This window comes from Oxalobacteraceae bacterium OTU3CINTB1, from assembly GCA_024123955.1.
Classification (GTDB): Bacteria; Pseudomonadota; Gammaproteobacteria; order Burkholderiales; family Burkholderiaceae_D; genus Rugamonas.
On record CP099652.1, the window covers coordinates 6,415,243 to 6,436,261 of the forward strand.

Annotated in this window: 22 protein-coding genes; 12 read left to right on the forward strand and 10 right to left on the reverse strand. The window is 65.7% G+C overall.

The genetic code is table 11. The annotated features are described in order from the left end of the window. The first annotated feature begins 103 nt into the window (after positions 1–103). Positions 104–1,234: a M14-type cytosolic carboxypeptidase gene (locus NHH73_27935; protein ID USX26347.1), complete on the forward strand. Its 1,131-nt coding sequence runs from the start codon at positions 104–106 to the stop codon at positions 1,232–1,234. 104 nt (positions 1,235–1,338) lie between these two features. Here NHH73_27935 and pmbA read toward each other — a convergent pair whose 3' ends face one another. Further along, positions 1,339–2,691, reverse strand: coding sequence for a metalloprotease PmbA (gene pmbA / locus NHH73_27940; protein ID USX26348.1), 1,353 nt, complete (start codon positions 2,689–2,691; stop codon positions 1,339–1,341). A gap of 94 nt (positions 2,692–2,785) precedes the next feature. Between pmbA and NHH73_27945 the strand changes: the two genes are divergently transcribed. From NHH73_27945 to NHH73_27955, 3 genes are all read left to right on the forward strand, one after another. Further along, the gene (locus tag NHH73_27945) at positions 2,786–3,388 is read left to right on the forward strand and encodes a DUF615 domain-containing protein (protein USX26349.1); all 603 of its coding nucleotides are present in this window, start codon (positions 2,786–2,788) and stop codon (positions 3,386–3,388) included. 3 nt (positions 3,389–3,391) lie between these two features. After that, positions 3,392–4,039 carry a molybdopterin adenylyltransferase gene (gene mog, locus NHH73_27950; protein ID USX26350.1) on the forward strand — a complete coding sequence of 216 codons (648 nt, stop codon included), beginning with the start codon at positions 3,392–3,394 and terminating at the stop codon, positions 4,037–4,039. A 112-nt stretch (positions 4,040–4,151) separates the two neighbouring features. Then, complete coding sequence (locus tag NHH73_27955; GenBank protein ID USX29730.1) at positions 4,152–4,817, forward strand: alpha/beta hydrolase; 666 nt, start codon at positions 4,152–4,154, stop codon at positions 4,815–4,817. Here the strand turns inward: NHH73_27955 and NHH73_27960 are convergent. After that, a complete protein-coding gene (locus NHH73_27960) occupies positions 4,801–5,121 on the reverse strand; it encodes a hypothetical protein (protein ID USX26351.1) in 321 nt (106 codons plus the stop codon). The two genes, NHH73_27955 and NHH73_27960, sit on opposite strands and share 17 nt — an antisense overlap. Positions 5,122–5,299: 178 nt before the next feature. Between NHH73_27960 and NHH73_27965 the strand changes: the two genes are divergently transcribed. Next, positions 5,300–5,785 (forward strand): hypothetical protein, encoded by a 486-nt coding sequence (locus NHH73_27965; protein ID USX26352.1) that lies wholly within the window; start codon positions 5,300–5,302, stop codon positions 5,783–5,785. Positions 5,786–5,858: 73 nt separating this feature from the next. Here NHH73_27965 and NHH73_27970 read toward each other — a convergent pair whose 3' ends face one another. From NHH73_27970 to NHH73_27980, 3 genes are read right to left on the reverse strand one after another with little or no spacing between them, the layout of a single operon-like run. Beyond that, positions 5,859–6,383, reverse strand: a complete 525-nt coding sequence (locus tag NHH73_27970) for a hypothetical protein (protein ID USX26353.1) — start codon at positions 6,381–6,383, stop codon at positions 5,859–5,861. After that, the gene (locus NHH73_27975) at positions 6,383–6,691 is read right to left on the reverse strand and encodes a hypothetical protein (protein USX26354.1); all 309 of its coding nucleotides are present in this window, start codon (positions 6,689–6,691) and stop codon (positions 6,383–6,385) included. The genes NHH73_27970 and NHH73_27975 overlap by 1 nt, the downstream gene beginning before the upstream one ends. A 35-nt stretch (positions 6,692–6,726) precedes the next feature. Further along, positions 6,727–7,281 (reverse strand): carboxymuconolactone decarboxylase family protein, encoded by a 555-nt coding sequence (locus tag NHH73_27980; protein USX26355.1) that lies wholly within the window; start codon positions 7,279–7,281, stop codon positions 6,727–6,729. Positions 7,282–7,406: 125 nt separating this feature from the next. Between NHH73_27980 and NHH73_27985 the strand changes: the two genes are divergently transcribed. Then, positions 7,407–8,738 (forward strand): aspartate aminotransferase family protein, encoded by a 1,332-nt coding sequence (locus tag NHH73_27985; protein USX26356.1) that lies wholly within the window; start codon positions 7,407–7,409, stop codon positions 8,736–8,738. A 120-nt stretch (positions 8,739–8,858) separates the two neighbouring features. Here NHH73_27985 and NHH73_27990 read toward each other — a convergent pair whose 3' ends face one another. The 4 genes from NHH73_27990 to NHH73_28005 all read right to left on the reverse strand — a co-directional run bounded on the left by NHH73_27990 (position 8,859) and on the right by NHH73_28005 (position 13,548). Then, positions 8,859–9,710, reverse strand: coding sequence for a fumarylacetoacetate hydrolase family protein (locus NHH73_27990; protein ID USX26357.1), 852 nt, complete (start codon positions 9,708–9,710; stop codon positions 8,859–8,861). A gap of 31 nt (positions 9,711–9,741) precedes the next feature. Further along, positions 9,742–10,662 (reverse strand): 2OG-Fe(II) oxygenase, encoded by a 921-nt coding sequence (locus NHH73_27995; protein ID USX26358.1) that lies wholly within the window; start codon positions 10,660–10,662, stop codon positions 9,742–9,744. A 4-nt stretch (positions 10,663–10,666) separates the two neighbouring features. Continuing rightward, positions 10,667–11,920 (reverse strand): MFS transporter, encoded by a 1,254-nt coding sequence (locus NHH73_28000; GenBank protein ID USX29731.1) that lies wholly within the window; start codon positions 11,918–11,920, stop codon positions 10,667–10,669. 170 nt (positions 11,921–12,090) lie between these two features. After that, a complete protein-coding gene (locus NHH73_28005) occupies positions 12,091–13,548 on the reverse strand; it encodes a lysine 2,3-aminomutase (protein ID USX26359.1) in 1,458 nt (485 codons plus the stop codon). A gap of 235 nt (positions 13,549–13,783) precedes the next feature. Here NHH73_28005 and NHH73_28010 point away from each other — a divergent pair, with 235 nt between their 5' ends. After that, positions 13,784–14,254: a cache domain-containing protein gene (locus tag NHH73_28010; GenBank protein ID USX26360.1), complete on the forward strand. Its 471-nt coding sequence runs from the start codon at positions 13,784–13,786 to the stop codon at positions 14,252–14,254. 26 nt (positions 14,255–14,280) lie between these two features. Beyond that, positions 14,281–15,963: a methyl-accepting chemotaxis protein gene (locus tag NHH73_28015; GenBank protein ID USX26361.1), complete on the forward strand. Its 1,683-nt coding sequence runs from the start codon at positions 14,281–14,283 to the stop codon at positions 15,961–15,963. On the opposite strand, the gene NHH73_28020 is transcribed toward NHH73_28015, so the two are convergent. Then, complete coding sequence (locus NHH73_28020) at positions 15,865–16,452, reverse strand: DNA-3-methyladenine glycosylase (protein USX26362.1); 588 nt, start codon at positions 16,450–16,452, stop codon at positions 15,865–15,867. The genes NHH73_28015 and NHH73_28020 overlap by 99 nt on opposite strands. Positions 16,453–16,724: 272 nt before the next feature. Between NHH73_28020 and NHH73_28025 the strand changes: the two genes are divergently transcribed. From NHH73_28025 to NHH73_28040, 4 genes are all read left to right on the forward strand, one after another. Next, positions 16,725–17,591: an HDOD domain-containing protein gene (locus tag NHH73_28025; GenBank protein USX26363.1), complete on the forward strand. Its 867-nt coding sequence runs from the start codon at positions 16,725–16,727 to the stop codon at positions 17,589–17,591. 15 nt (positions 17,592–17,606) lie between these two features. After that, positions 17,607–18,827 (forward strand): hypothetical protein, encoded by a 1,221-nt coding sequence (locus NHH73_28030; protein ID USX26364.1) that lies wholly within the window; start codon positions 17,607–17,609, stop codon positions 18,825–18,827. 138 nt (positions 18,828–18,965) lie between these two features. Continuing rightward, positions 18,966–20,144 carry a tetratricopeptide repeat protein gene (locus NHH73_28035; protein ID USX26365.1) on the forward strand — a complete coding sequence of 393 codons (1,179 nt, stop codon included), beginning with the start codon at positions 18,966–18,968 and terminating at the stop codon, positions 20,142–20,144. 16 nt (positions 20,145–20,160) lie between these two features. Further along, complete coding sequence (locus tag NHH73_28040) at positions 20,161–20,850, forward strand: GNAT family N-acetyltransferase (GenBank protein ID USX26366.1); 690 nt, start codon at positions 20,161–20,163, stop codon at positions 20,848–20,850. The last annotated feature ends 169 nt before the right edge of the window (positions 20,851–21,019 follow it).

The following is a 21,019-nucleotide window of genomic DNA, read 5'->3' on the forward strand; positions in this document are numbered from 1 at the left end:
GCCGATCGGCGGGCGCCCGGCCGCGCCGCGAGCCTGTATGATGTCGGCACTGCGCCAAAAGTGCAAAACGACTCTTTACACTGAATCCACCAGGACTTACGCAATGTCTATCAAAATCAGCCAGCAATTCGACGCCGGCGCCATCGAAGTCGTGCGCGCCGACGATCCGGCGGCCATCGACCTGAACATCCGCAAGGATTCCCACGCCGACATCACGCAATGGTTTTATTTCCGCGTGCAGGGCGCCCGGGCGACGCCGTTGAACCTGCGCTTCCTCAACGCCGGTTCGGCCGCCTACCCGGACGGCTGGAAGGACTACCAGGCCGTCGCCAGCTACGACCGCGACAGCTGGTTCCGCGTGCCGACCACCTATGACGGCCAGGTCATGACGATCAACCACACGCCGGAATACGACAGCGTCTACTACGCCTATTTCGAGCCGTACTCGTGGGAACGCCACCTGGCGCTGCTGGACAACGCGCAACTGTCGCCGCTGGTCAAGCAGGTCGACCTGGGCAGCACCATCGACGGGCGCGACCTGAACATGCTGGTCATCGGCGATCCGGAAGCGGAGCAAAAGGTGTGGGTCATCGCGCGCCAGCATCCGGGCGAGACGATGGCCGAGTGGTTCGTCGAAGGCATGGTCGACGCCCTGCTCGATCCGGCCAATCCGTTCGGCCGCCAGTGCCTGAAGGAAGCGGTGTTCTACGTGGTGCCGAACATGAATCCGGACGGCTCGGTGCGCGGCAACCTGCGCACCAACGCGGCCGGCGCCAACCTCAACCGCGAATGGCTCAATCCGACGATGGAACGCAGCCCGGAAGTGTTCCTGGTCAAGAACAAGATGCTGGAGATCGGCTGCGACCTTTGCCTCGACATCCACGGCGACGAAGGCTTGCCGTATGTGTTTGTGGCCGGCAGCGAATCGTTGCCCGAGTTCACGGCGGACCAGGCCGAGGCGCAACAGTATTTCATCGACAACTTCCTGATCGCCAGCCCGGACTTCCAGGACGAGTATGGCTACGGCGAAACGCCGTACACGCCGGAAACGTTGACGATGGGCTCGCCGCACATCACCCACGCGTTCGGCTGCCTGTCGCTGACGCTGGAAATGCCGTTCAAGGACAACGCCAACGATCCGGACCCGGACACGGGCTGGAACGGCGCCCGCAGCGCCGAGCTGGGCCGTGCGGTGTTGCAGCCGGTGTTGCAGTCGTTGCTGGCGCAGCAGTGATCTGTTAGCAAACCCGCACGTCCATACAGGGTCGTACCCCAAGGGGTACGACCCTTAAGTGGTGTCGCATACGTATAGGCAAAGGCACTCGGGTTGGGTTTGCGTCAACCGCCCGCCACCACCATGTTGTCGATCAGGATCGAGCCAGTCTCCCTGCTGCCGCGCACCAGCGTATCGGTGCCGACGGCAACGATCTGCGCCAGCATGTCTTTCATATTGCCGGCGATAGTGATTTCCTCCACCGGATACTGGATGATGCCGTTTTCGACCCAGAAGCCCGACGCCCCGCGCGAATAATCGCCGGTCACGTAGTTGGTCCCCTGGCCCATCAACTCGGTCACCAGCAGGCCGGTGCCCATCTTCTTCAGCATCGCCACGAAATCGTCGCCCTTTTTCGTCAACGTCGACGTCAGCGACAGGTTGTGCGCACCGCCGGCGTTGCCGGTCGTCTTCATGCCCAGCTTGCGGCCCGTGTACGTCGACAGGAAGTAGCCCTGCACCACGCCGTCCTTGACCACCTCGCGCTTGGCGGTGCGCACGCCCTCGTCGTCGAACGGCGCCGAACCGACACCGCCAATCACGTGCGGATCTTCGTTGATCTGCACATGCTTGGGCAGCACCTGCTTGCCCAGCGAATCGATCAAAAAGCTCGACTTGCGGTACAGCGCCCCGCCGGACGTCGCCTGCACGAAGGCGCCCAGCAGGCCGGCGGCCAGCGGCGCCTCGAACAGCACCGGGCAGGTGCGCGTATCGATGGTGCGCGCGTTCAGGCGCGCCAGCGCGCGCTCGGCGGCGTAACGGCCGATGGCCTCCGGCGACGACATCTTGTTGGCGTCGCGCACCGACGAATACCAGTCGTCGCGCTGCATCTTCGAACCCTTGCCGGCGATCGGCGCCACCGACAGCGTATGACGCGAGAACGGATAGCCGCCGATGAAGCCGCGCGAGTTGGCCGACACGAAATGCGACTGCTGCACGTGCACGTTGGCGCCTTCGGAATTGGTCACGCGCGGATCGACATCGAACGCCGCCGCCTCGGCGCGCTGGGCCAGCGCCACCGCCGCCTCGGTGCTCACGTGCCACGGATAAAACAGCTTCAGGTCGCGCGGCGACAGTTCCAGCATGTCCTCGTCGGCCAGGCCGGCGCAATCGTCGTCGGCGGTGAAGCGGGCGATGTTGTAGGCCGCTTCCACCGTCGCTTTGAGCGCGGCCGGCGAAAAATCGGAGGTGCTGGCGTTGCCGCGCCGCTGGCCGATGAACACCGTCACGCCCATCCCCTTGTCCTTGTTTTGCTCGATCGTCTCGATCTTGCTCTTGCGGACGGACACCGACAAACCACTGCCCTCGCTGATTTCGACGGCGCAATCGGTGCCGCCCTGCGCCTTGGCAAACGCCAGCACATCGCGCGCGAGCTGCCTTAACTGGTCCTGGGTGTGGGTGAAATGGGTGTCGCTCATGGGCTGTTTTCGTCGGTTGGCCGCTAAAACAGTTATCATAGCAGTCGTTTACAGTTTACAGGGGCAGGTACACGCCCCACCGAAAGTTGATATTATGGTAAATCCAAATCGCGGCGCGGTCGGCTTCAGCTCCACCGAATTCGAGCAAGAATACGAACGCCCTTCCAAATCCGAGATGAAGCGCCAGTCCGACGCCCTGCAGAAAATGGGCGAAACGCTGGTCGAAGCGGCGCGTGACCGCGTCAAGCGCGTGCCGATGCCCGAGGACGTGCGCGACGCCATCCTCGAGTGCCAGCAAATCACCAACCACGAGGGCCGCCGCCGCCAGATGCAGTTCGTCGGCAAGAAGATGCGCACCCTCGACGAGACCGAAGTGGCCGAGATCCAGAAAGCCATCGACAGCTGGAAAGGCGCCTCCAAGTCGGAGACGGCCGCCATGCACGCGCTGGAACGCCGCCGCGACAAGCTGCTTGCCGACGACAAGGCGCTGACCGTGCTGCTGGAAGAGAACCCGGAACTGGACGTGCAGCAGCTGCGCACGCTGATCCGCAACGCGCGCAAGGAACAGGCCGAGAACAAGCCGCCGAAGGCTTACCGCGAGATCTTCCAGATCCTCAAGCAGGTCGAGGGCAAGAAGAAGCAGGCGGCCACCGACGAAAGCGACGACGCCGACGACAGCGAGCAAGATGACGAGTAAAGAATGACGAGCAATACAGCCATGGAAGGCGTCCCCGTTGTCGATCCGGCACAATTGCTGGTCATCGGCCTGGTGTCGGTCTCGGACCGCGCCAGCGGCGGCGTGTACCAGGACCAGGGCATCCCGGCGCTGGAGGATTGGCTGGCGCGCACGCTGACCACCCCCTATCGCCTTGAAACGCGCCTGATCGCCGACGAACGGCCACTGATCGAAGCGACGCTGACCGACCTGGTCGACATCGACCGCTGCCACCTGGTGCTGACCACCGGCGGCACCGGCCCGGCGCGGCGCGACGTCACCCCGGAGGCCACGCTGGCCGTCGGCACCAAGGAAATGCCCGGCTTCGGCGAGCAAATGCGCCAGATCAGCCTGCACTTCGTGCCGACCGCGATCCTGTCGCGGCAGACGGCGGTGATCCGCGAGACGCCGGACCACGCGGCACTGATCATGAACCTGCCGGGCCAGCCGAAGGCGATCGCCGAAACCCTGGGCGGACTGAAGGACGCCGACGGCGCCATCATTACCGGCGGCATCTTCGCCGCCGTGCCCTACTGCATCGACCTGATCGGCGGTCCCTACATGGAAACCGACCCGACCGTGTGCAAGGCGTTCCGTCCGAAATCCGCGCTGCGCCCGCAGCCGGCCGCCTAGGCGACATCCGGTGGCGGCAAAAAGCGCCTCGCGCCGCCGCTGGCTGGGCGCCGCCGGCGCCGCCGGCCTGCTATATTTCGCCCAACGACCATCCGCATCCCCAAGGAGCCCCATGAGCACGCTGCTGCAAACGATCGAAAAAGAAACCGGCGCCAATCCGACCGTCGCCATCATCTGGATGCACGGCCTGGGCGCCGACGCCAACGACTTCGCGCCGATGCCGCAGGAGCTCGACCTGCGCGGCCTGCCGCCGATCCGCTTCGTCTTTCCCAACGCGGAGACGATGCCGGTCACCGTCAACGGCGGCTACGTCATGCGCTCGTGGTACGACATCGTCGCCAGCGACCTGGGTCGGCAGGAGGACGAGGCGGGCCTGCGCGCCTCGCAGCTGAAGGTCGAAGCGCTGATCGCGCGCGAGAACGCCCGCGGCATTCCCACCTCGCGCATCATCCTGGCCGGCTTCTCGCAAGGCTCGGCGATGACGTTGCAAACGGGCTTGCGCCACAAGGAAAAGCTGGCGGGCATGATGTGCCTGTCGGGCTACCTGCCGATCGCCGCCAAGGCCGGCGCCGAGCACACCAAGGAAAGCCTGGCGACGCCGATCTTCATGGCGCACGGCCGCATGGACCCGGTGGTGCCGCTGGCGCGCGCCGAGCAATCCCGCGACGCCTTGAAGCAGCTTGGCTACGACGTCGAATGGCACGAGTACCCGATGCAGCATTCGCTGTGCCAGCAGGAAATCGTCGACATCAGCGCCTGGCTCAAGCGCGTTCTTTGATACAGGCGTCGGCCAGTTGCTCCCACTCCGGCTCGACGCGGTCGGAGTTGGAAAGCAGGATGACCGACAGGCGCTGCTGCGGCAGGCGTAGCAGCAGCGTATGAAAGCCCCATAGCGAGCCGCCGTGGAAGATGACGTCCTGGCCGCAGCGCCGGGTCCACTCCAGGCCGAAGCGGTAGTCGGGCACCGTGCCATCGGCCAGCGGCGACGGTTGCAGCATCGCGTGCAGCAGGCTGTCCGGCTGCGCCCACTGCCGGTGCCATTCGCGCTCCCACAACACCAGTTCTCCAATGCTCGCGTACATGCCGCCATCGCCCACCGTGTTGGCGTTGCCCAGGTGCTGACGGTAGCCGCCGGGGCGCCTCGTCGATCTCGTAGCTGGACACCCGCTGCGGCAGCACGGCGCCGCGATCGTCGTCGAATCCCATGCGCGTGATGCCCAGCGGTAGCAGCAGCGTCTCGCGCACGTGGCGCGCGGCCGTTTGCCCCGTCAGCCGCTCCAGCAACGCCGCAAGCAAGATGTAGTTACTGTTGCTGTAGCGGTGTGCGCTGCCGCTCGGGAAAGCCACCGTTTCCATGCGCGCGATCAGCGCCAGGATGTCGGCGTTGCAGAAGTAGTCGTCCTCGTGGCGGCCGGGCTGGCACTGCAGGAACTGGAAATAGTCGGGGATGCCGCTGCTGTGGTTGAGCAGGCCGCGCAACGCGAACGGCTGTTCGAAGCCGGCCAGCTCCGGCAGATGGGGACGGACGTCGTCATCGAGTTCGATCGCGCCCGCCCGCACTTGCGCCAAAATAGCCGCAGCCATGAACTGCTTGGATTCGGACGCGAGGTAGTACGCCGACCGGGCCGAAAGGGGCACGTCCAGCTCCAACGACGCCAAACCATGATGCAGCTCAAAGACGATTTCGCCGTCTTGTACTACCACGGCGCTGAAACCGGGACCGTCGGGCGGCAAGGTGGATTGTAAGCGTGAGAAATAGGCGGATAAAGATGAGGGCATTACGTTCCAGAACTATACGATTTGAAGTGCCATTCTAGCGCTACACCGTGCCTGCCGCCTCCCGCATGTGCGTAAAATTGATGGCGTCGCCCCCAGTTGAGACTGCGGATATGTATAGGTCGAGATCGTCCGTCAACAACAAGGTATTCGTCTGCACCAAAGTAGTGAGGCCGGCATCGGTTAGCCCTAGTCGCGCGAACAGGTCGGCACTGATCGCTGGGCCATCGACATGGCATGACTTGAGCGAGCCTGGGGTTTCCAGGCAAAACAATGGATGCAGCCGCTGCGACATTTCATGCCTGAAGCCGCCGCCAACAATTTGTCTGGCCAAGTTGCTCGTCTCCGCTAATACGTGCTGGGTAGTGAGAATTTGGCCAAACCGGCCAACAAACTGGGAAATCAGGTCAGCATCCTCGATGCCATATTTGGACAACCGCTTTTGGCCTATGGCCGATGGCAACAACTTCCCGAATAGGTATAACAGCAAGACATTGGTATCGATAAGAATGCCACGAGCGCTATGCTTGCTCACCAACTTGAGCAGTTGTTGCTCCAGGCTGGACATTACGAAACCTGCCGAATATCCATTTTGACAAACTGGCCCGAAGCCGCATCGATAAACACTGTTTTATAAACGCGATGGTCGATTTGGCTGGGCGCCGGATTAAAGATGGCGCCAATAGTGTTCTGGGTCTGCATGACTACCCCATTGTGTCGTAGAAAGCCCAGCGTTACCGCCCACAGCTGACGCCCGTTGTCCTGGACCTTCTCGATCTCCTCCAAGGCCATTGCCTTCGGAGGATCATCCTCGTATAACTCAAGCAACGCGTCCTTGGCGGCTTTGACCGCCTCCTTCACATTGATTTCCGCCATGACCAACCCCTTGAACATTAGGCATCAGTATAAAGCTATTCCGGCAGTGGGACTGCGGCCGATGCCGGCACCTCCGTCTGCGCCGCGTTCATCACCATCGCCAAAAAAGTGTAGTAGCCGTTGATCCCCATCAAATCGACGACGCCATGCTCGCCGAACAGCGCCAGCGCCGCCGCGTAGGTGTCGTCGTCGATCCGTTGGCGCTGGTGCAGCATCACGCAGAAATCGTGGACCAGCGCTTCGTCCGGCGCCATGTCCTCGGGCCGCCGGCGCGCCGCGATCGCCGCGATCACGCCGTCGGCGATGCCGTGGTCGCGCGCGATCGGCTCGTGGATCGCCCACTCCACCTGCTGGCTCCATTGGCGCGCCGTCACCAGGATCGCCAGCTCCGTCAGCCGCGTGCCGATGGCGCTGCGGTAGCGCAGGTACTCGCCCATGCGCTGCGCCGCCGCCATCAGCTCCGGGCTGCGGATCAGCGGCACGAACGGCCCGTACAACGCGCCGCGCGGGCCGTCGATGACCGCCTGCGCCGCCACCTGCTGGCTCGCGCTCATGTGGGCGAAGGGAATCGGTCCCAGTCGATCGTTCATAACATTCTTCCTTGTGGCTTTGGGAAACAATTCACTTATGTTCCGGCATTTATCAAGGGAATACAAGCCGATCGGCGCTATCTTCTGCTGTCGGTCACACTCTTCCCCACGCCAGAAAGGACGCCATGAGCCACATCATCCACCGCAACCTGCGCCGCCCGCCGCCGCTGGCCGTCAGTGCCTCCGGGCTGACGGTGCGCGACAGCCAGGGCAACAGCTATCTCGATGCCAGCGGCGGCGCCGCCGTCTCGTCGCTGGGCCACGGCCACCCCGACGTGCTGGCCGCGATGCACGACCAGATCGACCGCAACGCCTATGCCCACACCGCGTTCTTCACCTGCGAGCCGGCAGAGGAACTGGCCACGCGCCTGGCCAGCGACGCCCCCGGCGACCTCAATCACGTCTACCTCGTCTCCGGTGGCTCGGAGGCGATGGAGACGGCGCTCAAGCTGGCGCGCCAGTACTTCGTCGAGGCGGGCGACACCGAACGCAGCGTCTTCATCGCCCGCCGCCAGAGCTATCATGGCAACACCCTCGGCGCGCTGGCCATCGGTGGGAACGAGTGGCGCCGCCGTCCGTTCGAGCCGCTGCTGATGAACGTGCCGCGCGTGTCGCCCTGCTACGAATACCGCCACCGCGCCAAGGACCAGAGCGTCGACACCTACACCGACGGCCTGCTGCGCGAGCTGGAAGCGCGCATCCTTGCCGCCGGACCGTCGCGCGTGATCGCCTTCTGCGCCGAGACGGTGGTCGGCGCCACCTCCGGCGCCGTGCCGCCGACGCCGGGCTACTTCCGCGGCGTGCGCCAGCTGTGCGACCAGTACGGCATCCTGTGGATCGCCGATGAAGTCATGTGCGGCATGGGCCGCACCGGCACCTTGTATGCGTTCGAGCAGGAGGGCGCCCTGCCCGACCTGGTGGTGCTGGGCAAAGGCCTCGGCGCCGGCTACCAGCCGATCGGCGCGGTGCTGGCGCGCGACCACATCGTCGAGCGCCTGCGCGACGGCAGCGGCGCGTTCCAGCATGGCCACACCTATATGGGGCATCCGATCGCCGCCGCCGCCGCGCTGGCGGTGCAGAAGGTGATCCAGCGCGACAACCTGCTGGGCGAAGTGACGGTGCGCGGCGCCTGCTTCCGCCGCATACTGCGCGAGGCCTTCGGCGAGCATCCGCATGTGGGCGATATTCGCGGGCGCGGGCTGTTTATCGGGATGGAGCTGGTCAAGGACCGCGAGAGCAAGGCGCCGTTCGATCCGGAACTCAAGCTGCACGCGGCGATCAAGGAACAGGCGATGGCGGTGGGGTTGATGGTGTACCCGATGGGCGGCACCATCGACGGCCGGCTGGGCGACCATATCTTGCTGGCGCCGCCGTTCACCAGCACCGAGGCGGAGCTGGCGGAGATAACCACGCGGCTTGGGGATGCAGTCACGCGGGCGTTTGCCAGTGTGTTGTGACGCAACGCCGCGCAAAATCGGGGTCAAGTCTGACATTCGGACACGACCCCGTCAGTAAAGCCACCGCGACGGTTCAATCCGTGTCCGATTGTCAGACTTGACCCCGGCGTGCTGAAACGCTCAGCGCGCTTGCCAGGCGATGACGTCCTGCTGCTGTTCGCCCAGGCCGGCGATGCCCAGGCGCAGTGTGTCGCCTTTCTTCAGGAAGCGCTGCGGTTTGCGCGCCTGGCCAACGCCCGGCGGCGTGCCGGTGGCGATCACGTCGCCCGGCTCCAGTGTCATGAACTTCGACAGATAGCTGATGATCTGCGCCACCGAGAACACCATCGTCTCGGTGCACCCGGTCTGCATGCGCTTGCCGTTCAGATCCAGGTACAGATCGAGCTTCTGCACATCGTAAATATCCTCCTGCGTCACCAGCCACGGGCCGATCGGACCGAAGGTGTCGCAACCCTTGCCCTTGTCCCACTGCGTGCCCATCTCCAGCTGGAAGGCGCGTTCCGAGACGTCGTTGACCACGCAATAGCCGGCCACGTACTTGAGCGCGTCCGCTTCGCTGACGTATTGCGCGCGCGTGCCGATCACCACGCCCAGCTCCACTTCCCAGTCGGTCTTCTTCGACCCTTGCGGCAGCATCACCGGATCGTCCGGGCCATTGACGCAGGTGACGGCCTTCATGAACACCACCGGTTCCTTCGGCGCCGGCATGCCGATTTCGGCCGCGTGGTCGGAATAATTGAGGCCGATGCCGATGAATTTGCCCACGCGCGCGATCGGTACGCCGTAGCGCGGATTGCCGCGCACCAGCGGCAGCGACGCTTGCGGAATTTTCTCCAGCTTGCGCAGCGCCTTGGGCGACAGCTGCTCGGCGCCGATGTCGTCGATCACGCCGGACAGGTCGCGCAGCTTGCCTTCGTCATCGATCAGGCCAGGTTTCTCTTTGCCGGGACGGCCGTAACGCACAAGTCTCATACAGTTCCTTGGTTAAGATGTCTGCGACATTCTAACCGTAGCGTCCCTGTCTCAACCATTTGTTGGCGATGATCTTGGTGCCGCTGACCACCGGCGCGCCGCCGTGCAGCGTTTGCCGGTCCGGCTGGTGGTTGGCGTCGGTGTTGAGGAACCACAGCGCGTTGCCCTTTTTCGGGTACACCTCCAGGCCGATGCCGGGGAAGACGGTGCCGCCGCCCTGCTCGACGTCGCTCAGGTACAGGATGAACGTGGCCAGGCGCTGGCCGCCGCGCTGCAGGTGGCTCTGGTGGCCGCTGCTGTCCGGGTCGAGCCAGTCGAAGTGCGGCCGGTACTCCTGCGTGCTGTTGTACTTCTGCAGCTGGAACGGTTCGCCGCATTCGGCCGGCCAGTGCGCCAGCGCCGCCAGGCGCCGTTCGATGCGCTCTGCCACCTCGGCCTCGCCGCGCTGGATGAAGGCCATCTCGCTGGTGCGGCCCTCGTGCACCACGCTGGCGCCGTCGGCCTCGCCGGTGACGGTCGAGCGGGTGTAGCGCGTGCCGCAGTGGGCGACGATGGCGTCGCATTCCTCCATGCTGAGCACATTGCCGAGCAGGATCACCTGTGGCTGTTTGAGCACGAACAGCAGCTCGACCTCGCGGTCCGGGGCGGCGACGCGATTGCGTTCGATGTCGATGAAGGGCATCTGCTGCGGCGCCACGAACACGCTTTGCGGCGGCCCGGACTCGCCGGCGGCGGCGCCATCGTCCCGCGCCCGCATGCGCAGGGCTTCGTCGATGGCGGCGCTGGCCGCGGCCATGCTGTACTGGCCCGAGCGGGCCATGCTGTTGGCCATGTCCAGCGGGCTGCACGCGCGCGCCAGATTCTCCTTGATCCAATCCTGCCAACTGCGCGGCAGGGAGGTGAACGCGTTGTCCGCGCCGTGTCCGTTCTGGGCCTGTTGAAGTTTGGTCATCGCGTCATGAAGGGCTGGTCGCCGGGTTGCCGGAATGGAGGTCCATTCTACCGGAACCGGACGGCCGTCTCCAGCGCCGCCACACGAACCATCCCAATCCGGGCAACTGCAGCAACACCAGCACCGCGAAGCCGACCTGGTAGGCCTGTACCGGGTACTGCTGCATCAGATTGGGCCGCCAGCAGCCGACCACCATGCCGAAGCCCGCCTGCACCGCGAACGCGCCCAGGAAAATGAGCAGGTTCAGGCAGGTGGCGGCCCGTCCCGTCAAGCTGCCGGGCAGGTTCTGCGCGACGATCGCGTACTCGATGCCGGTCACCGTGCCCACCAGCGTAAACAGCACCGACAGGGTCTGGTAGCTGGGCGGCCAGTTGAACACAAAGCCCAGTTGCACCAGGATGAAAAGCGCCACGCCGGCCGCCGCCACGCGGATCGGCGGCACGCCGCGCCGCCCGGCCCACTCGGTGATCATGCCCACCGCGATGGCTCCAAAGATGATAGCGGCCATGCTCAGATACAGCAGGTAGCCGACCGCCTCGTCGGAAAATCGGGCGGCGTCGGTCAGCCAGCGGCTGATCCACAAGCCCTGCATGCCGAAAAATACCGTATGCGGAATCAGCACCAGCATGGCCACCTCGCGGAAAGCCGGATGGCGGTAGACCTCGCCCATCGTCGCCATCACCGATCCCCTGCCCGATCCGTGCGCCGGCAACGGCGGCTGCGACGGCGCCAGCATGCGGATCAGCAAACCGGTGGTCACGGCCGCGACGGCCAGCACGACGAACAGGCCGCGCCAGTCCGTGTAGTGCAAGGCCAGGCGCACCGGCAAGGTGGCCGACGCCGCCCCCAGGCCGCCGACGGCGATCAGGTAGCCCTGCACCGAGGGCATGCGCGACGGCGCGATCCAGGTCGAAATCGCCTTCACCGCCGACATGAAGCAGCCGCCCACGCCCAGGCCGATGACGGCGCGCGCCACCAGCAGTTCGGCGAAGGTGTGGCCGCCGGAGAAAGCCAGCGCGCCCAGCGCGGCCAAGATCAGCATCGGCAGCTGGACCTTGGCCGGCCCCCAGCGGTCGAGCGCGATGCCGACCGGCAGCTGGACCAGCGCGAAGGCGAAAAAGAAGGCGCTGGTCAGCAGCCCCAGTTGGCCGGGCGTGAGCGCGAGCGCCGTTACCAGTTGCGGCGCCACCGTCGCGTTCACCGTGCGCATCAGCGCCGACAGGAAGTGGCCCAGCGCGAACGGCAGGAACACCAGCATGAACACGGCGCTTCCCGACAGTTTGGGCGGCGGCGCCCCCAACCCGCAAACCGGAGGCGCGGGGTCGGATCCCGTACGGGGTCCGACCCCTGTGGCCGCATTGCGGGTCGGCGGTGGCGGCATGCGCACCACATCCTCCCGCGTCCGTTCCCGGGTCAGCATGGCGTCACCTATGCGGCGTTGGGGGCGCTGCAACCGGCGGACACGGCGGCGGCCGCCGCCTCCTGCCGCGCCGAGATCAGCGGAATCACCTTGCGGTGGCCCGGCGTCTCGATGCCGTACTCGCTGCGGCTGCCGCCCTCCTCCTCGAAGAAGAATTTCTCCTTGCCGAAGGCCGGTTTCAAATGGTCCATCCAGGTCGCGTTCGGATCGTACTTGGCGTAGAACGGACGGCGCACCCAGTTTGGATTGCGCGCCTGCAGGAACTGCAGCGCGAACACCTTTTCGCCGCCGATGGTGGCCACGCCGTCGATCACCACCTTGCCGGGGAAGGCGCTCATCGACGGGCCGCGCACGGTACGCGCCAGGCCCGACACCATCTGGTAGGCCTCCTGGAAGATCTCGTGCGCGCGCGCCAGCGGCAGCTCGAAATACTCGCGCGGGCCGGTGTCGCGCTCGACGAACATATAGTACGGAATCGCGCCCAAGCGCACGCCGGTCTGCCACAGCTCGGCCCAGCTTTTCGGATCTTCGTTGATGTGGCGGATCAGCGGGCCTTGCATGCGCAGGGTGGCGCCGGTGCCGACGATGCGCTTGACGGCGCGCTGGGCGATCTCCGAGCGCAGCTCCACCGCGTGGTTGTAATGGCCCATGATGGCCATGTTCTTGCCGCTGGCGACCACCCGCTCGAACAGGCGCAGCAAATCGTCGGCGTCGCGGTCGGTGACGAAGCGCTGCGGCCAGTAGGCCACCGACTTGGTGCCGATGCGGATGTTCTGGATATGCGCCAGCTCCGGCACCAGCAGCGGCTCGATATAGGCCTCGAGCGAGCGGGTGTTCATGATCAGCGGATCGCCGCCGGTGATCAGCACATCGGTCACCTCCGGATGCAGCTTCAGGTAGGCCGCCAGCTCGTGCGACTCGCGGGCGTCGAACTTCATGTCGTCCATGCCGACGAACTGCGGCCAGCGGAAGCAGAAGGTGCAATAGGCGTGGCAGGTCTGGCCGGCGCTGGGGAAGAACAGCACCGTCTCCTTGTACTTGTGCTGCAGGCCCTTGACCGGCGCGTCGTTTACACGCGGCACGTTGTGCGTCATCTGTCCGGCCGGGTGCGGGTTCATGCGCAGGCGGATCTTGCGCACCAGTTCGGCCATCGCCGGCTGGTTGGCGTGGCCCAGCACCAGTTCGCGCAGCTGGGCGTAGTCGTCCGCCTGCAGCATGTCCTTGTGCGGGAACACCAGGCGGTAGATCGGATCGTCGGGGATGTTGTTCCAGTCGATCAGATGGTCTAGCACGTATTCGTTGGTGCGGAACGGCAGCACATGCGACACCACCTGCACCGCCTCCTGCAACTCGGGCGGTATCCATTCCCACTGGCGCGAGTTGGCGATGGTCTGGCGGATGAAGGGTTTGAACTTCGGCGCCTGCGCGGCGCTCGGGGTCCCGGACGAATTCAGGTTGGTGGTCATGGCGGTTTCCTATCGCTTTTGTGGGGTGGCGGAAACTGAATCGTAGGCTGCCCATGGGCCATTGAAATTGCCGAAAATCAAGTGACACTTGGAAATATTTAGAGACGCGGCGCAAGCGGCAATAAAACCACGGTCGTAATTGCCATGCGGCCACACCTTGCGACAGCGCAATCCCGGCGACCGGGGCGGGCGTAAAGTTGACCCGAGCAATCCCCTCACCTGACAAGGAACCGCCATGAAACTGCACTTCGCGCACTTCGCCCTGGCCGCCATCGCAGCGACCGCCCTGTTCAACCTGCCGGCCGCCCACGCCAGCGAGCCGACCGAGAAAGACGCCATCGCCATAGCCGAAAAAGGCGCCGCCTTCATGAAGGCCAACGGCAAGGAAGCGATGATGAAAAAGATCACCGCCAAGGACCCCGACTATGTGCAGGGCTCGCTGTATGTGGACATGCGCGATATCAACACCGGCATCGTGCTGGCCCATCCGATCAACCCGTCCATCGTCGGCAAGGACTTGACCGACGTGCCCGACGCCAGCGGCAAGAAATACCGCCGCGAGATCATCGAGCTGGCCGCCAAAAAAGGCAGCGGCTGGGTCGACTACCAGTACAAGAATCCAACCACCGGCAAGATCGAGCCGAAAACCACCTACATCCTGCGCGTCGGCGACGCCGTGCTGGAGGCGGGCATCTACAAGAAATAATCACGACGCAACCGCCGGAGAGCATCATGTTGAAGAAATTACGGATAGGTCCCAAACTGCTGCTCGCGCCCGGCCTGGTGCTGGTGCTGTTGATCGTCACCGCCGCCGCCGGCTACTACGGCATGGTGCGCCAGAACGCCTCGATGCAGAACCTGGTGCAGGTGCGCGCCGAGCGCCTCAAGGCGGCGGCAGACGTCTCCGGCGAGGCGCGCTACGCCCATGCCCACATCTACCAGTTGCTGGCCTGGGTCAACGGCAGCTTCGCGCAGGCGCGGCTCGACGCGCTGGGCAAACAGATCAAGGCGCGCCACGCCGGCGTCGAGGCCGGTCTGCGCCGGCTGGCCGCCGAAGCCGGCGCCGACGAGGCCGAGCGCAAGCTCGTCGATCAGTCGCTGCAGTCGCTGGCGGCCTACCGCAAGGCCGTGCTCGAAACGATGGACATGGCGCAGATGGATCAAAGCATCGCCACCAACTCGATGGCCAAGGCGGAAACCCAGTTCCTGCAGCTCAACGACCAGCTGGCGAAAATGTCGGCGCTGCAAAAGCAACTGAGCGAACAGGCGCACGCCCGCGCCACCGGCGACTTCGCCACCCTCACCACCACCATGGCTGTCATCGTGCTGCTGTCGATCGCGCTGTCGCTGGGCGTGACGATGGCGGTGCGCGGCGCCATGCTGCGCGACATCCGCGGCATCGCCGACGTCGTCGTGGCGCTGGCGGCGGGCCGCCTAGGCACCGGCCGGCGCAACGACGGCCGCGATGAAATCGCCGACACCGCGCGCATGCTCGACCAGACCATGAGCAACCTGACGCAGACCCTGGGCACGATCCTGACGGCGGTGCGCTCGATCGACACCGCCGCCCACGAAATCGCCAGCGGCAACCTCGATCTGTCGACCCGCACCGAAATGCAGGCCAGCTCGCTCGAACAGACCGCCAGCGCGATGGACAGCCTGACCCGGGCGGTGCAGCAGAACGCCGCCAACGCCCAGCAGGCCTGCAAGCTGGCCGCCAGCGCCACCGACATGGCGCAGCGCGGCGGCGCCGCCGTGCAGCAGGCGGTGCAGACGATGACGTCGATCCGCGCCAGCTCGCGCCAGATCGTCGACATCATCAGCGTCATCGACAGCATCTCGTTCCAGACCAACATCCTGGCGCTCAACGCGGCCGTCGAGGCGGCGCGCGCCGGCGAGCAGGGGCGCGGGTTCGCTGTGGTGGCGTCGGAAGTGCGCACGCTGGCGCAGCGCTCGGCGGCGGCGGCCAAGGAAATCAAAACCCTGATCGCGGCCTCGGTGGCCACCATCGACAGCGGCAGCGCCTCGGTGCACCAGGCCGGCGAGCGCATGGGCGACATCGTCGACTCGGTGCGCGAGGTCAACGACATCATCGCCCGCATCAGCGACGCCAGCGCCGAGCAGGCGCTGGGCATCGCCGAGGTCAACCAGGCGGTCGGACAGATGGACGACGTCACGCAGCAGAACGCAGCGCTGGTAGAACAGGCGGCGGCCGCCGCCGAGAGCCTGCAGGACCAGGCGGTGCACCTGTCGCAGGCGGTGTCGGTGTTCAAGGTCGAGCCGCCGGCGGCGCCGGTGGCCGTCGCCGGCGCGGCCTCAGGCGCGCATGGGTTTGCTCAAAAAGCGCGAGCCGGCCACGCCGAAGCGCCACGGCAGCTCCACGGCTTTCGAAATGCCGATGCGCGGGCCGGCTAGCACGACGATCGGCTCATGCGCCGGCGACCCGTGGTCGGGCGGCAGCAGCAGGAACGGCGGCGCGTCGAGCGGCAGATTGTTATGCTCGCGCGTCACGCCCAGCGCCTGGCATAGCCGCCCCGGTCCGGCACACAGCAGCCGTTCGTCGTCCATGCCGCGCCGCTCGCGCATCCGCTCCAATCCCTGCACCGGTTCGAGCGCGCGGATCAGCACCCCGGCGCCGTGGCCCTCCTCGCGGCAAACGAAATTGAGGCACCAGTGCAACCCGTGCGAACGGTAGACATAGCTGCGCCCGGGCGGGCCGAACATCGAGAAATTGCGCGGCGTCTCACCGATATAGCAATGCGAAGCCGGCTCCTCGCGGTCGTAGGCCTCGGTCTCGACGATGCGCCCGCCGACGCCGTCGACCAGCACCGTCACGCCGATGAGCCGGCGCGCCACCTCGTGCGACGGCGCGGCAAAATTGATCCCTGCGATAACATTGGTCATGGCGATATTGTAAATGCCAATCTGGACCGCGCAACCACGGCCGGGCTATTGAATCGTTATCGAAGCGACATCAAATTTGTGTCACGGGCCAAAATTTGCGACAAATTTGAAGCCTCTGTAGCCCCAAAGCAATAAAATCGGGAGAAATTCGCGCAACCGGCGCGCGCTTGCGGCGATAATGTTGGGTACGCATGCTCATTCGCACGCCCAACATTTGCCCGCGCCGGCCGCCCATCGGGGCCGCGCGCCGCCTTTGACACCTGAAGAACAACATGACGACAGTTGCAGCCCCAGCCATGCCAGTAGAAAACGCGGTGGAAGAAGCGCTGATGCGCTCCATCCGTATTCCTCCACGGCCCAGCCTGCTTGTCGACCTGCAGCGCGAGCTGGCCCAGTCCGACCCGTCGCCGCGCCGCATCGCCCGCATCATCGGCAACGACGTCGGCATGTCCGGCGCCCTGCTCAAGCTGGCCAACTCGCCGTTCTTCGGCGCCGCCCGCAAGGCCAAGTCGGTTGAACAGGGCATCAACTTCCTCGGCGTCGACCAGTGCGCCGCGCTGCTGACCGGGCTGCTCGCGCGCCAGGCCATCGAAGGCAAGGAATCGGACCTGAACGCGTTCTGGGAAGTGTCGGCGCGGCGCGCCCAGGCGCTGGTGTTCATCTCGCGCAAGCTGCGCATCGCCCCGCCCGACATCGCCCACACCTTCGGCCTGTTCTGCGACATCGGCGTGCCGCTGCTGATGAACCGCTTCAGCGACTACGCCGACACCTACGCCGACGCCTGCCACGAGGCCGGGCTGCCGTTCACCGCCGTCGAAGACCAGCGCTACAGCACCAACCACGCCGCCATCGGCTGCCTGCTGGCGCGCAACTGGGGGCTGTCGCCGGACGTCTCCTGGGCCATCCTGCTGCACCACGACTACCGCGTGCTCGACGACCCGGCCACCGACGACGCCGTGCGCTCGCTGGTGGCGCTGGCGCTGCTGGCCGAAAAAGGCATCGAACGCTTCCACGGCCGCCGCATGTCGCACGAATGGGAAAAAGGCGGCGCGCTGGCCTGCCAGCACCTCGGCCTGACCGAGGACGAAACCGCCGACCTGCTCGACGAGCTGCACGAAGCCTTCCACCACGAACGATAAGACGACCCCACCTACATGCCTAAGAACAAGCGCCCCGTACCGCGCAAATCCGCCAACTCGCCGGAACTCAAGGACGAGCAGCAAACCACCGAACTGTGCGCGCTCGCGCTGGACCTGTCGGACGGTGAATTCAACAACGATATCGTGGCCGAGAGCACCCGCGCCGAACTGGCGCAAAAGGCGCTCGACTTCCAGCGCCTGCTGCGCAAGCTGCTCAACCAGGGCAAGGACGAGGTGCTGTACGGCGCCATCGAACTGGCGCGCGACGAAGCCGTCGACGGCTACCGCTACCTGCGCACCGCCGTGGAGGAAGGCGCCGCCAGCCTGCTGCTGCGGCGCGAGGGCGCGCCCGAGATGGAGATCGACGCCTTCGCCATTCCGGTGTTCGTGCACAGCCAGGGCGGACTCGACCCGGCCGCCGACTTCCAGGACGGCGACGCCTACGACGCGCTGCTCGCCAGCTTCAACGACGCCGGCCTGGAAAGCCCCAAGGCCAAGGTGGTGCTGGTCAGCCACGCCTATGACCTGACCGAGTTCGAGCGGATCAGCTACGGCCAGTTGCACAGCATGGTGCGCGAAGCGGCGCAGACGCTGACGGAGAAGAAAATCACCGCCGCGCCGGCGCTCGAGCGCAGCATGGCGGCCGGCTGGACGCCGGCCGGCTTCGGCCCGGACGACAGCGCCGTCGAGTTGCGCTTCCTGCTCGGCTTTGCGCTCAAGCGCGCCGACGACGCCTTCTACCAGGTGCCGGCCGGCGAGAAGGCGGCCGACGCCCACTTCGCCAAGCGCGCCGAGCGCTACCAGAAATGGACGGAACAATACGGCGCGCTGGTGGCGCGCTGCCTGGGACGCGGGCGTGGCGCCGATCCGGCCCTGACGCTCAATTTCCTCTACCAGGACCTGTTCTTCGGCGCCCGCGCGCAGGGGCAGTCCGAGTACGACATGCTGCGCATCTTGTCCGAGCTCAACCAGGCGCTGGGATCGCACGCGCCGGACCAGGTCAGCGCCATCATCGCGCCGACCGATGTCGACGATGAAATGCTGCTGCGCGTGCAACTGGCGGCCGGCGCCGAGGTGCTGGCCACGTGCGACAAGCCGCTCGACATCACCGCCGACCTCGAAGTGGAAGTGGACGACCTGCGCGACGCGCTGGCCAGCATCGGCATCGAAGCGGTGTCGGTGGCGCTGCGTTTCGACGGCCAGGGACAGCCGGTCGATGTGCGCCCGTTGGGGTAGGTGAAACCGCCCGCGACGCAACATGGATACTCGTTGACAGCACCGGATTAGCGGCCGATACTTTCTCCAAGGCGGAACACAGAGTCCGCTGCCTGGTGCGGCGCCGGCCTTGTGCTCCGCAGCAAAGGGAGACAAGTCATGAAGCCATGGGCCATGCTCTGGTGCGCCGTCGCGTTCTGCGTCGGCGGCTGCGCCAGCCAATCGCCGGCGCAGCGCGCGCCGGTAGCCGAACTATTCCACGACCAGCTGTTCAAAGCCCCCGCCGCACCGATCGACACCACCGCCATCTTCGCCCTCAGCGACCGCATGCGCGACTACCTCAAGCACAACCTGGTGCAGCGCGGCGCCGGCCAGGACCCGCGCCGCGCGCTGTTCGACGCCCTCTACACCCGCGACCAGCTCAAGCTCGAATACGACGCGGCCATGACGCGCAACGCCGCCGAGACCTTCGACGCGCGCGCCGGCAACTGCCTGTCGCTGGTGATCATGACGGCCGCGCTGGCGCGCGAACTCAACTTCTCCGTGCAATTCCAGCAAATCCAGATGGACGAAAGCTGGAGCCGCTCGGGCAACCTGTACTTCGCCGCCAACCACGTCAACCTGGTGCTCGGCAAGAAGCGCACCTCCTACCTCGACGGCTACCAGGTCAACACCGCGAATGCGCTGACGGTGGACTTCATCCCCATCCCGCCCAAGGCGCGCGAAACCGCCCGCCTGCTCGAGGAACACACCATCGTCGCCATGTACCTCAACAACCGCGCCGCCGAACTGCTGTCGGCCGGCAGCATCGACGACGCCTACTGGGCCGCGCGGCTGGCCGTCCAGGTGGATCCGGCCTTCATGAACGGCTACAACACCTTGGCCGTCATCTACCAGAACCACGGCGACCAGATGCAAGCGGAGCAGACCTTGCGCTACGTCTTGCGGCAAGCGCCCGACAACACCATCTACCTGTCGAACCTGGCGCAAACGCTGGAGTCGCTGCAGCGTCCGATGGAGGCGGCGGCGGTGCGCGAGCGGCTGGCGCGGCTCGAACCGTTCCCGCCGTTCCACTTCTTCCACCTGGGACTGGAGGCGGTCAATCTCGGCGACTACCAGCGCGCGCGCAACCTGTTCGAACGCGAGCTCGAGCGCTCCCCCGACTACCACGAGTTCCACTACTGGCTGGCGGTAAGCCAATACCAGCTGGGCAACCTGCGCGCCGCCGACAAGCATATGCGCAAGGCGCTGGAGAACAGCACCACGCAAGGGCAGAACGCGCTGTACGCCGCCAAGCTCGACCGTATACGCGCCCATGAAGCGAAAGTGATGAAGTAATGGTAATCTGGAGGCGATGCAAAACAACTCACTACTCGACCACATTTTCTGGCACACGCTGACCGGCGCGCATGCCCAGCACGCCAGCGGCGAAGGCTGCGCGCGCCGCTATACCGCCGGCTTCTCGCCCATCCTCGCCTTCGCCGACAGCGCCGCGCCGGACTTCGCCGCGCTCGCGCCCCACTGCGCGCCGGGCGAACACTTCTATTGCGAAAACTGGACCGGCGCCGCGCCGCCCGGCTGGCGCATCGACGCCGAGACGACGATGTTCCGCATGGTCTTTGCCGGCGCCATGCCGGCCGAAGATCCCGCGCCCGAGGCGCTGCCGCTGCGTGCGCAGCACGCGCAGCAGGCGCTGGAGCTGGCCACCTTGTGCAAGCCGGGGCCGTTCGGCATCCGCACCATCGAGCTGGGCGAGTACTTCGGCTACTTCGACGGCGAGCGGCTGATGGCGATGGCCGGCGAGCGCCTGCGCGCGCCGGGGCTGTGCGAGATCAGCGGCGTGTGCACGCATCCCGACTATCAGGGACGGGGGCTGGCCAAGCGACTGATCGGCAAGCTGATCCGCCGCCACATGCTGCGCGGCGACACGCCCTTCCTGCACGTCATGCGCGCCAACCCGGCACACGATGTCTATCTGCGCATGGGGTTCGAGGATTATCTGGAGACGGTGGTGCGGGTGGTGGTGTGCGAAGGCACCAACTAGGCGAAGAGCATCCACTCGGACCACATAAATCCCAAGGCGCTCAGACGCCGGTTAATCGCCCCGCCTGGACTTCATGCGATGTTGGGGCACCCATGCGCGCACCATCGCCCGGCCGTCGTTAGTAAAGCCGACGCGGACCCGATGGCGCATTTCGCGGCGGCCGATTAGC

What these genes read in the sequence shown, in the direction of transcription:
- NHH73_28025 (USX26363.1), top strand. Translation starts at nt 16,725, where the DNA reads ATGACGACAGTTGCAGCCCCAGCCATGCCAGTAGAAAACGCGGTGGAA.
- NHH73_27945 (USX26349.1), top strand. Translation starts at nt 2,786, where the DNA reads ATGGTAAATCCAAATCGCGGCGCGGTCGGCTTCAGCTCCACCGAATTC.
- NHH73_28035 (USX26365.1), top strand. Translation starts at nt 18,966, where the DNA reads ATGAAGCCATGGGCCATGCTCTGGTGCGCCGTCGCGTTCTGCGTCGGC.
- NHH73_28020 (USX26362.1), bottom strand. Translation starts at nt 16,452, where the DNA reads ATGACCAATGTTATCGCAGGGATCAATTTTGCCGCGCCGTCGCACGAG.
- NHH73_27970 (USX26353.1), bottom strand. Translation starts at nt 6,383, where the DNA reads ATGTCCAGCCTGGAGCAACAACTGCTCAAGTTGGTGAGCAAGCATAGC.
- NHH73_27985 (USX26356.1), top strand. Translation starts at nt 7,407, where the DNA reads ATGAGCCACATCATCCACCGCAACCTGCGCCGCCCGCCGCCGCTGGCC.
- NHH73_27995 (USX26358.1), bottom strand. Translation starts at nt 10,662, where the DNA reads ATGACCAAACTTCAACAGGCCCAGAACGGACACGGCGCGGACAACGCG.
- NHH73_28015 (USX26361.1), top strand. Translation starts at nt 14,281, where the DNA reads ATGTTGAAGAAATTACGGATAGGTCCCAAACTGCTGCTCGCGCCCGGC.
- NHH73_28030 (USX26364.1), top strand. Translation starts at nt 17,607, where the DNA reads ATGCCTAAGAACAAGCGCCCCGTACCGCGCAAATCCGCCAACTCGCCG.
- mog (USX26350.1), top strand. Translation starts at nt 3,392, where the DNA reads ATGACGAGCAATACAGCCATGGAAGGCGTCCCCGTTGTCGATCCGGCA.
- NHH73_28040 (USX26366.1), top strand. Translation starts at nt 20,161, where the DNA reads ATGCAAAACAACTCACTACTCGACCACATTTTCTGGCACACGCTGACC.
- NHH73_27955 (USX29730.1), top strand. Translation starts at nt 4,152, where the DNA reads ATGAGCACGCTGCTGCAAACGATCGAAAAAGAAACCGGCGCCAATCCG.
- NHH73_28000 (USX29731.1), bottom strand. Translation starts at nt 11,920, where the DNA reads ATGCTGGTGTTCCTGCCGTTCGCGCTGGGCCACTTCCTGTCGGCGCTG.
- NHH73_27980 (USX26355.1), bottom strand. Translation starts at nt 7,281, where the DNA reads ATGAACGATCGACTGGGACCGATTCCCTTCGCCCACATGAGCGCGAGC.
- pmbA (USX26348.1), bottom strand. Translation starts at nt 2,691, where the DNA reads ATGAGCGACACCCATTTCACCCACACCCAGGACCAGTTAAGGCAGCTC.
- NHH73_28005 (USX26359.1), bottom strand. Translation starts at nt 13,548, where the DNA reads ATGACCACCAACCTGAATTCGTCCGGGACCCCGAGCGCCGCGCAGGCG.
- NHH73_27975 (USX26354.1), bottom strand. Translation starts at nt 6,691, where the DNA reads ATGGCGGAAATCAATGTGAAGGAGGCGGTCAAAGCCGCCAAGGACGCG.
- NHH73_27990 (USX26357.1), bottom strand. Translation starts at nt 9,710, where the DNA reads ATGAGACTTGTGCGTTACGGCCGTCCCGGCAAAGAGAAACCTGGCCTG.
- NHH73_27935 (USX26347.1), top strand. Translation starts at nt 104, where the DNA reads ATGTCTATCAAAATCAGCCAGCAATTCGACGCCGGCGCCATCGAAGTC.
- NHH73_27960 (USX26351.1), bottom strand. Translation starts at nt 5,121, where the DNA reads ATGTACGCGAGCATTGGAGAACTGGTGTTGTGGGAGCGCGAATGGCAC.
- NHH73_28010 (USX26360.1), top strand. Translation starts at nt 13,784, where the DNA reads ATGAAACTGCACTTCGCGCACTTCGCCCTGGCCGCCATCGCAGCGACC.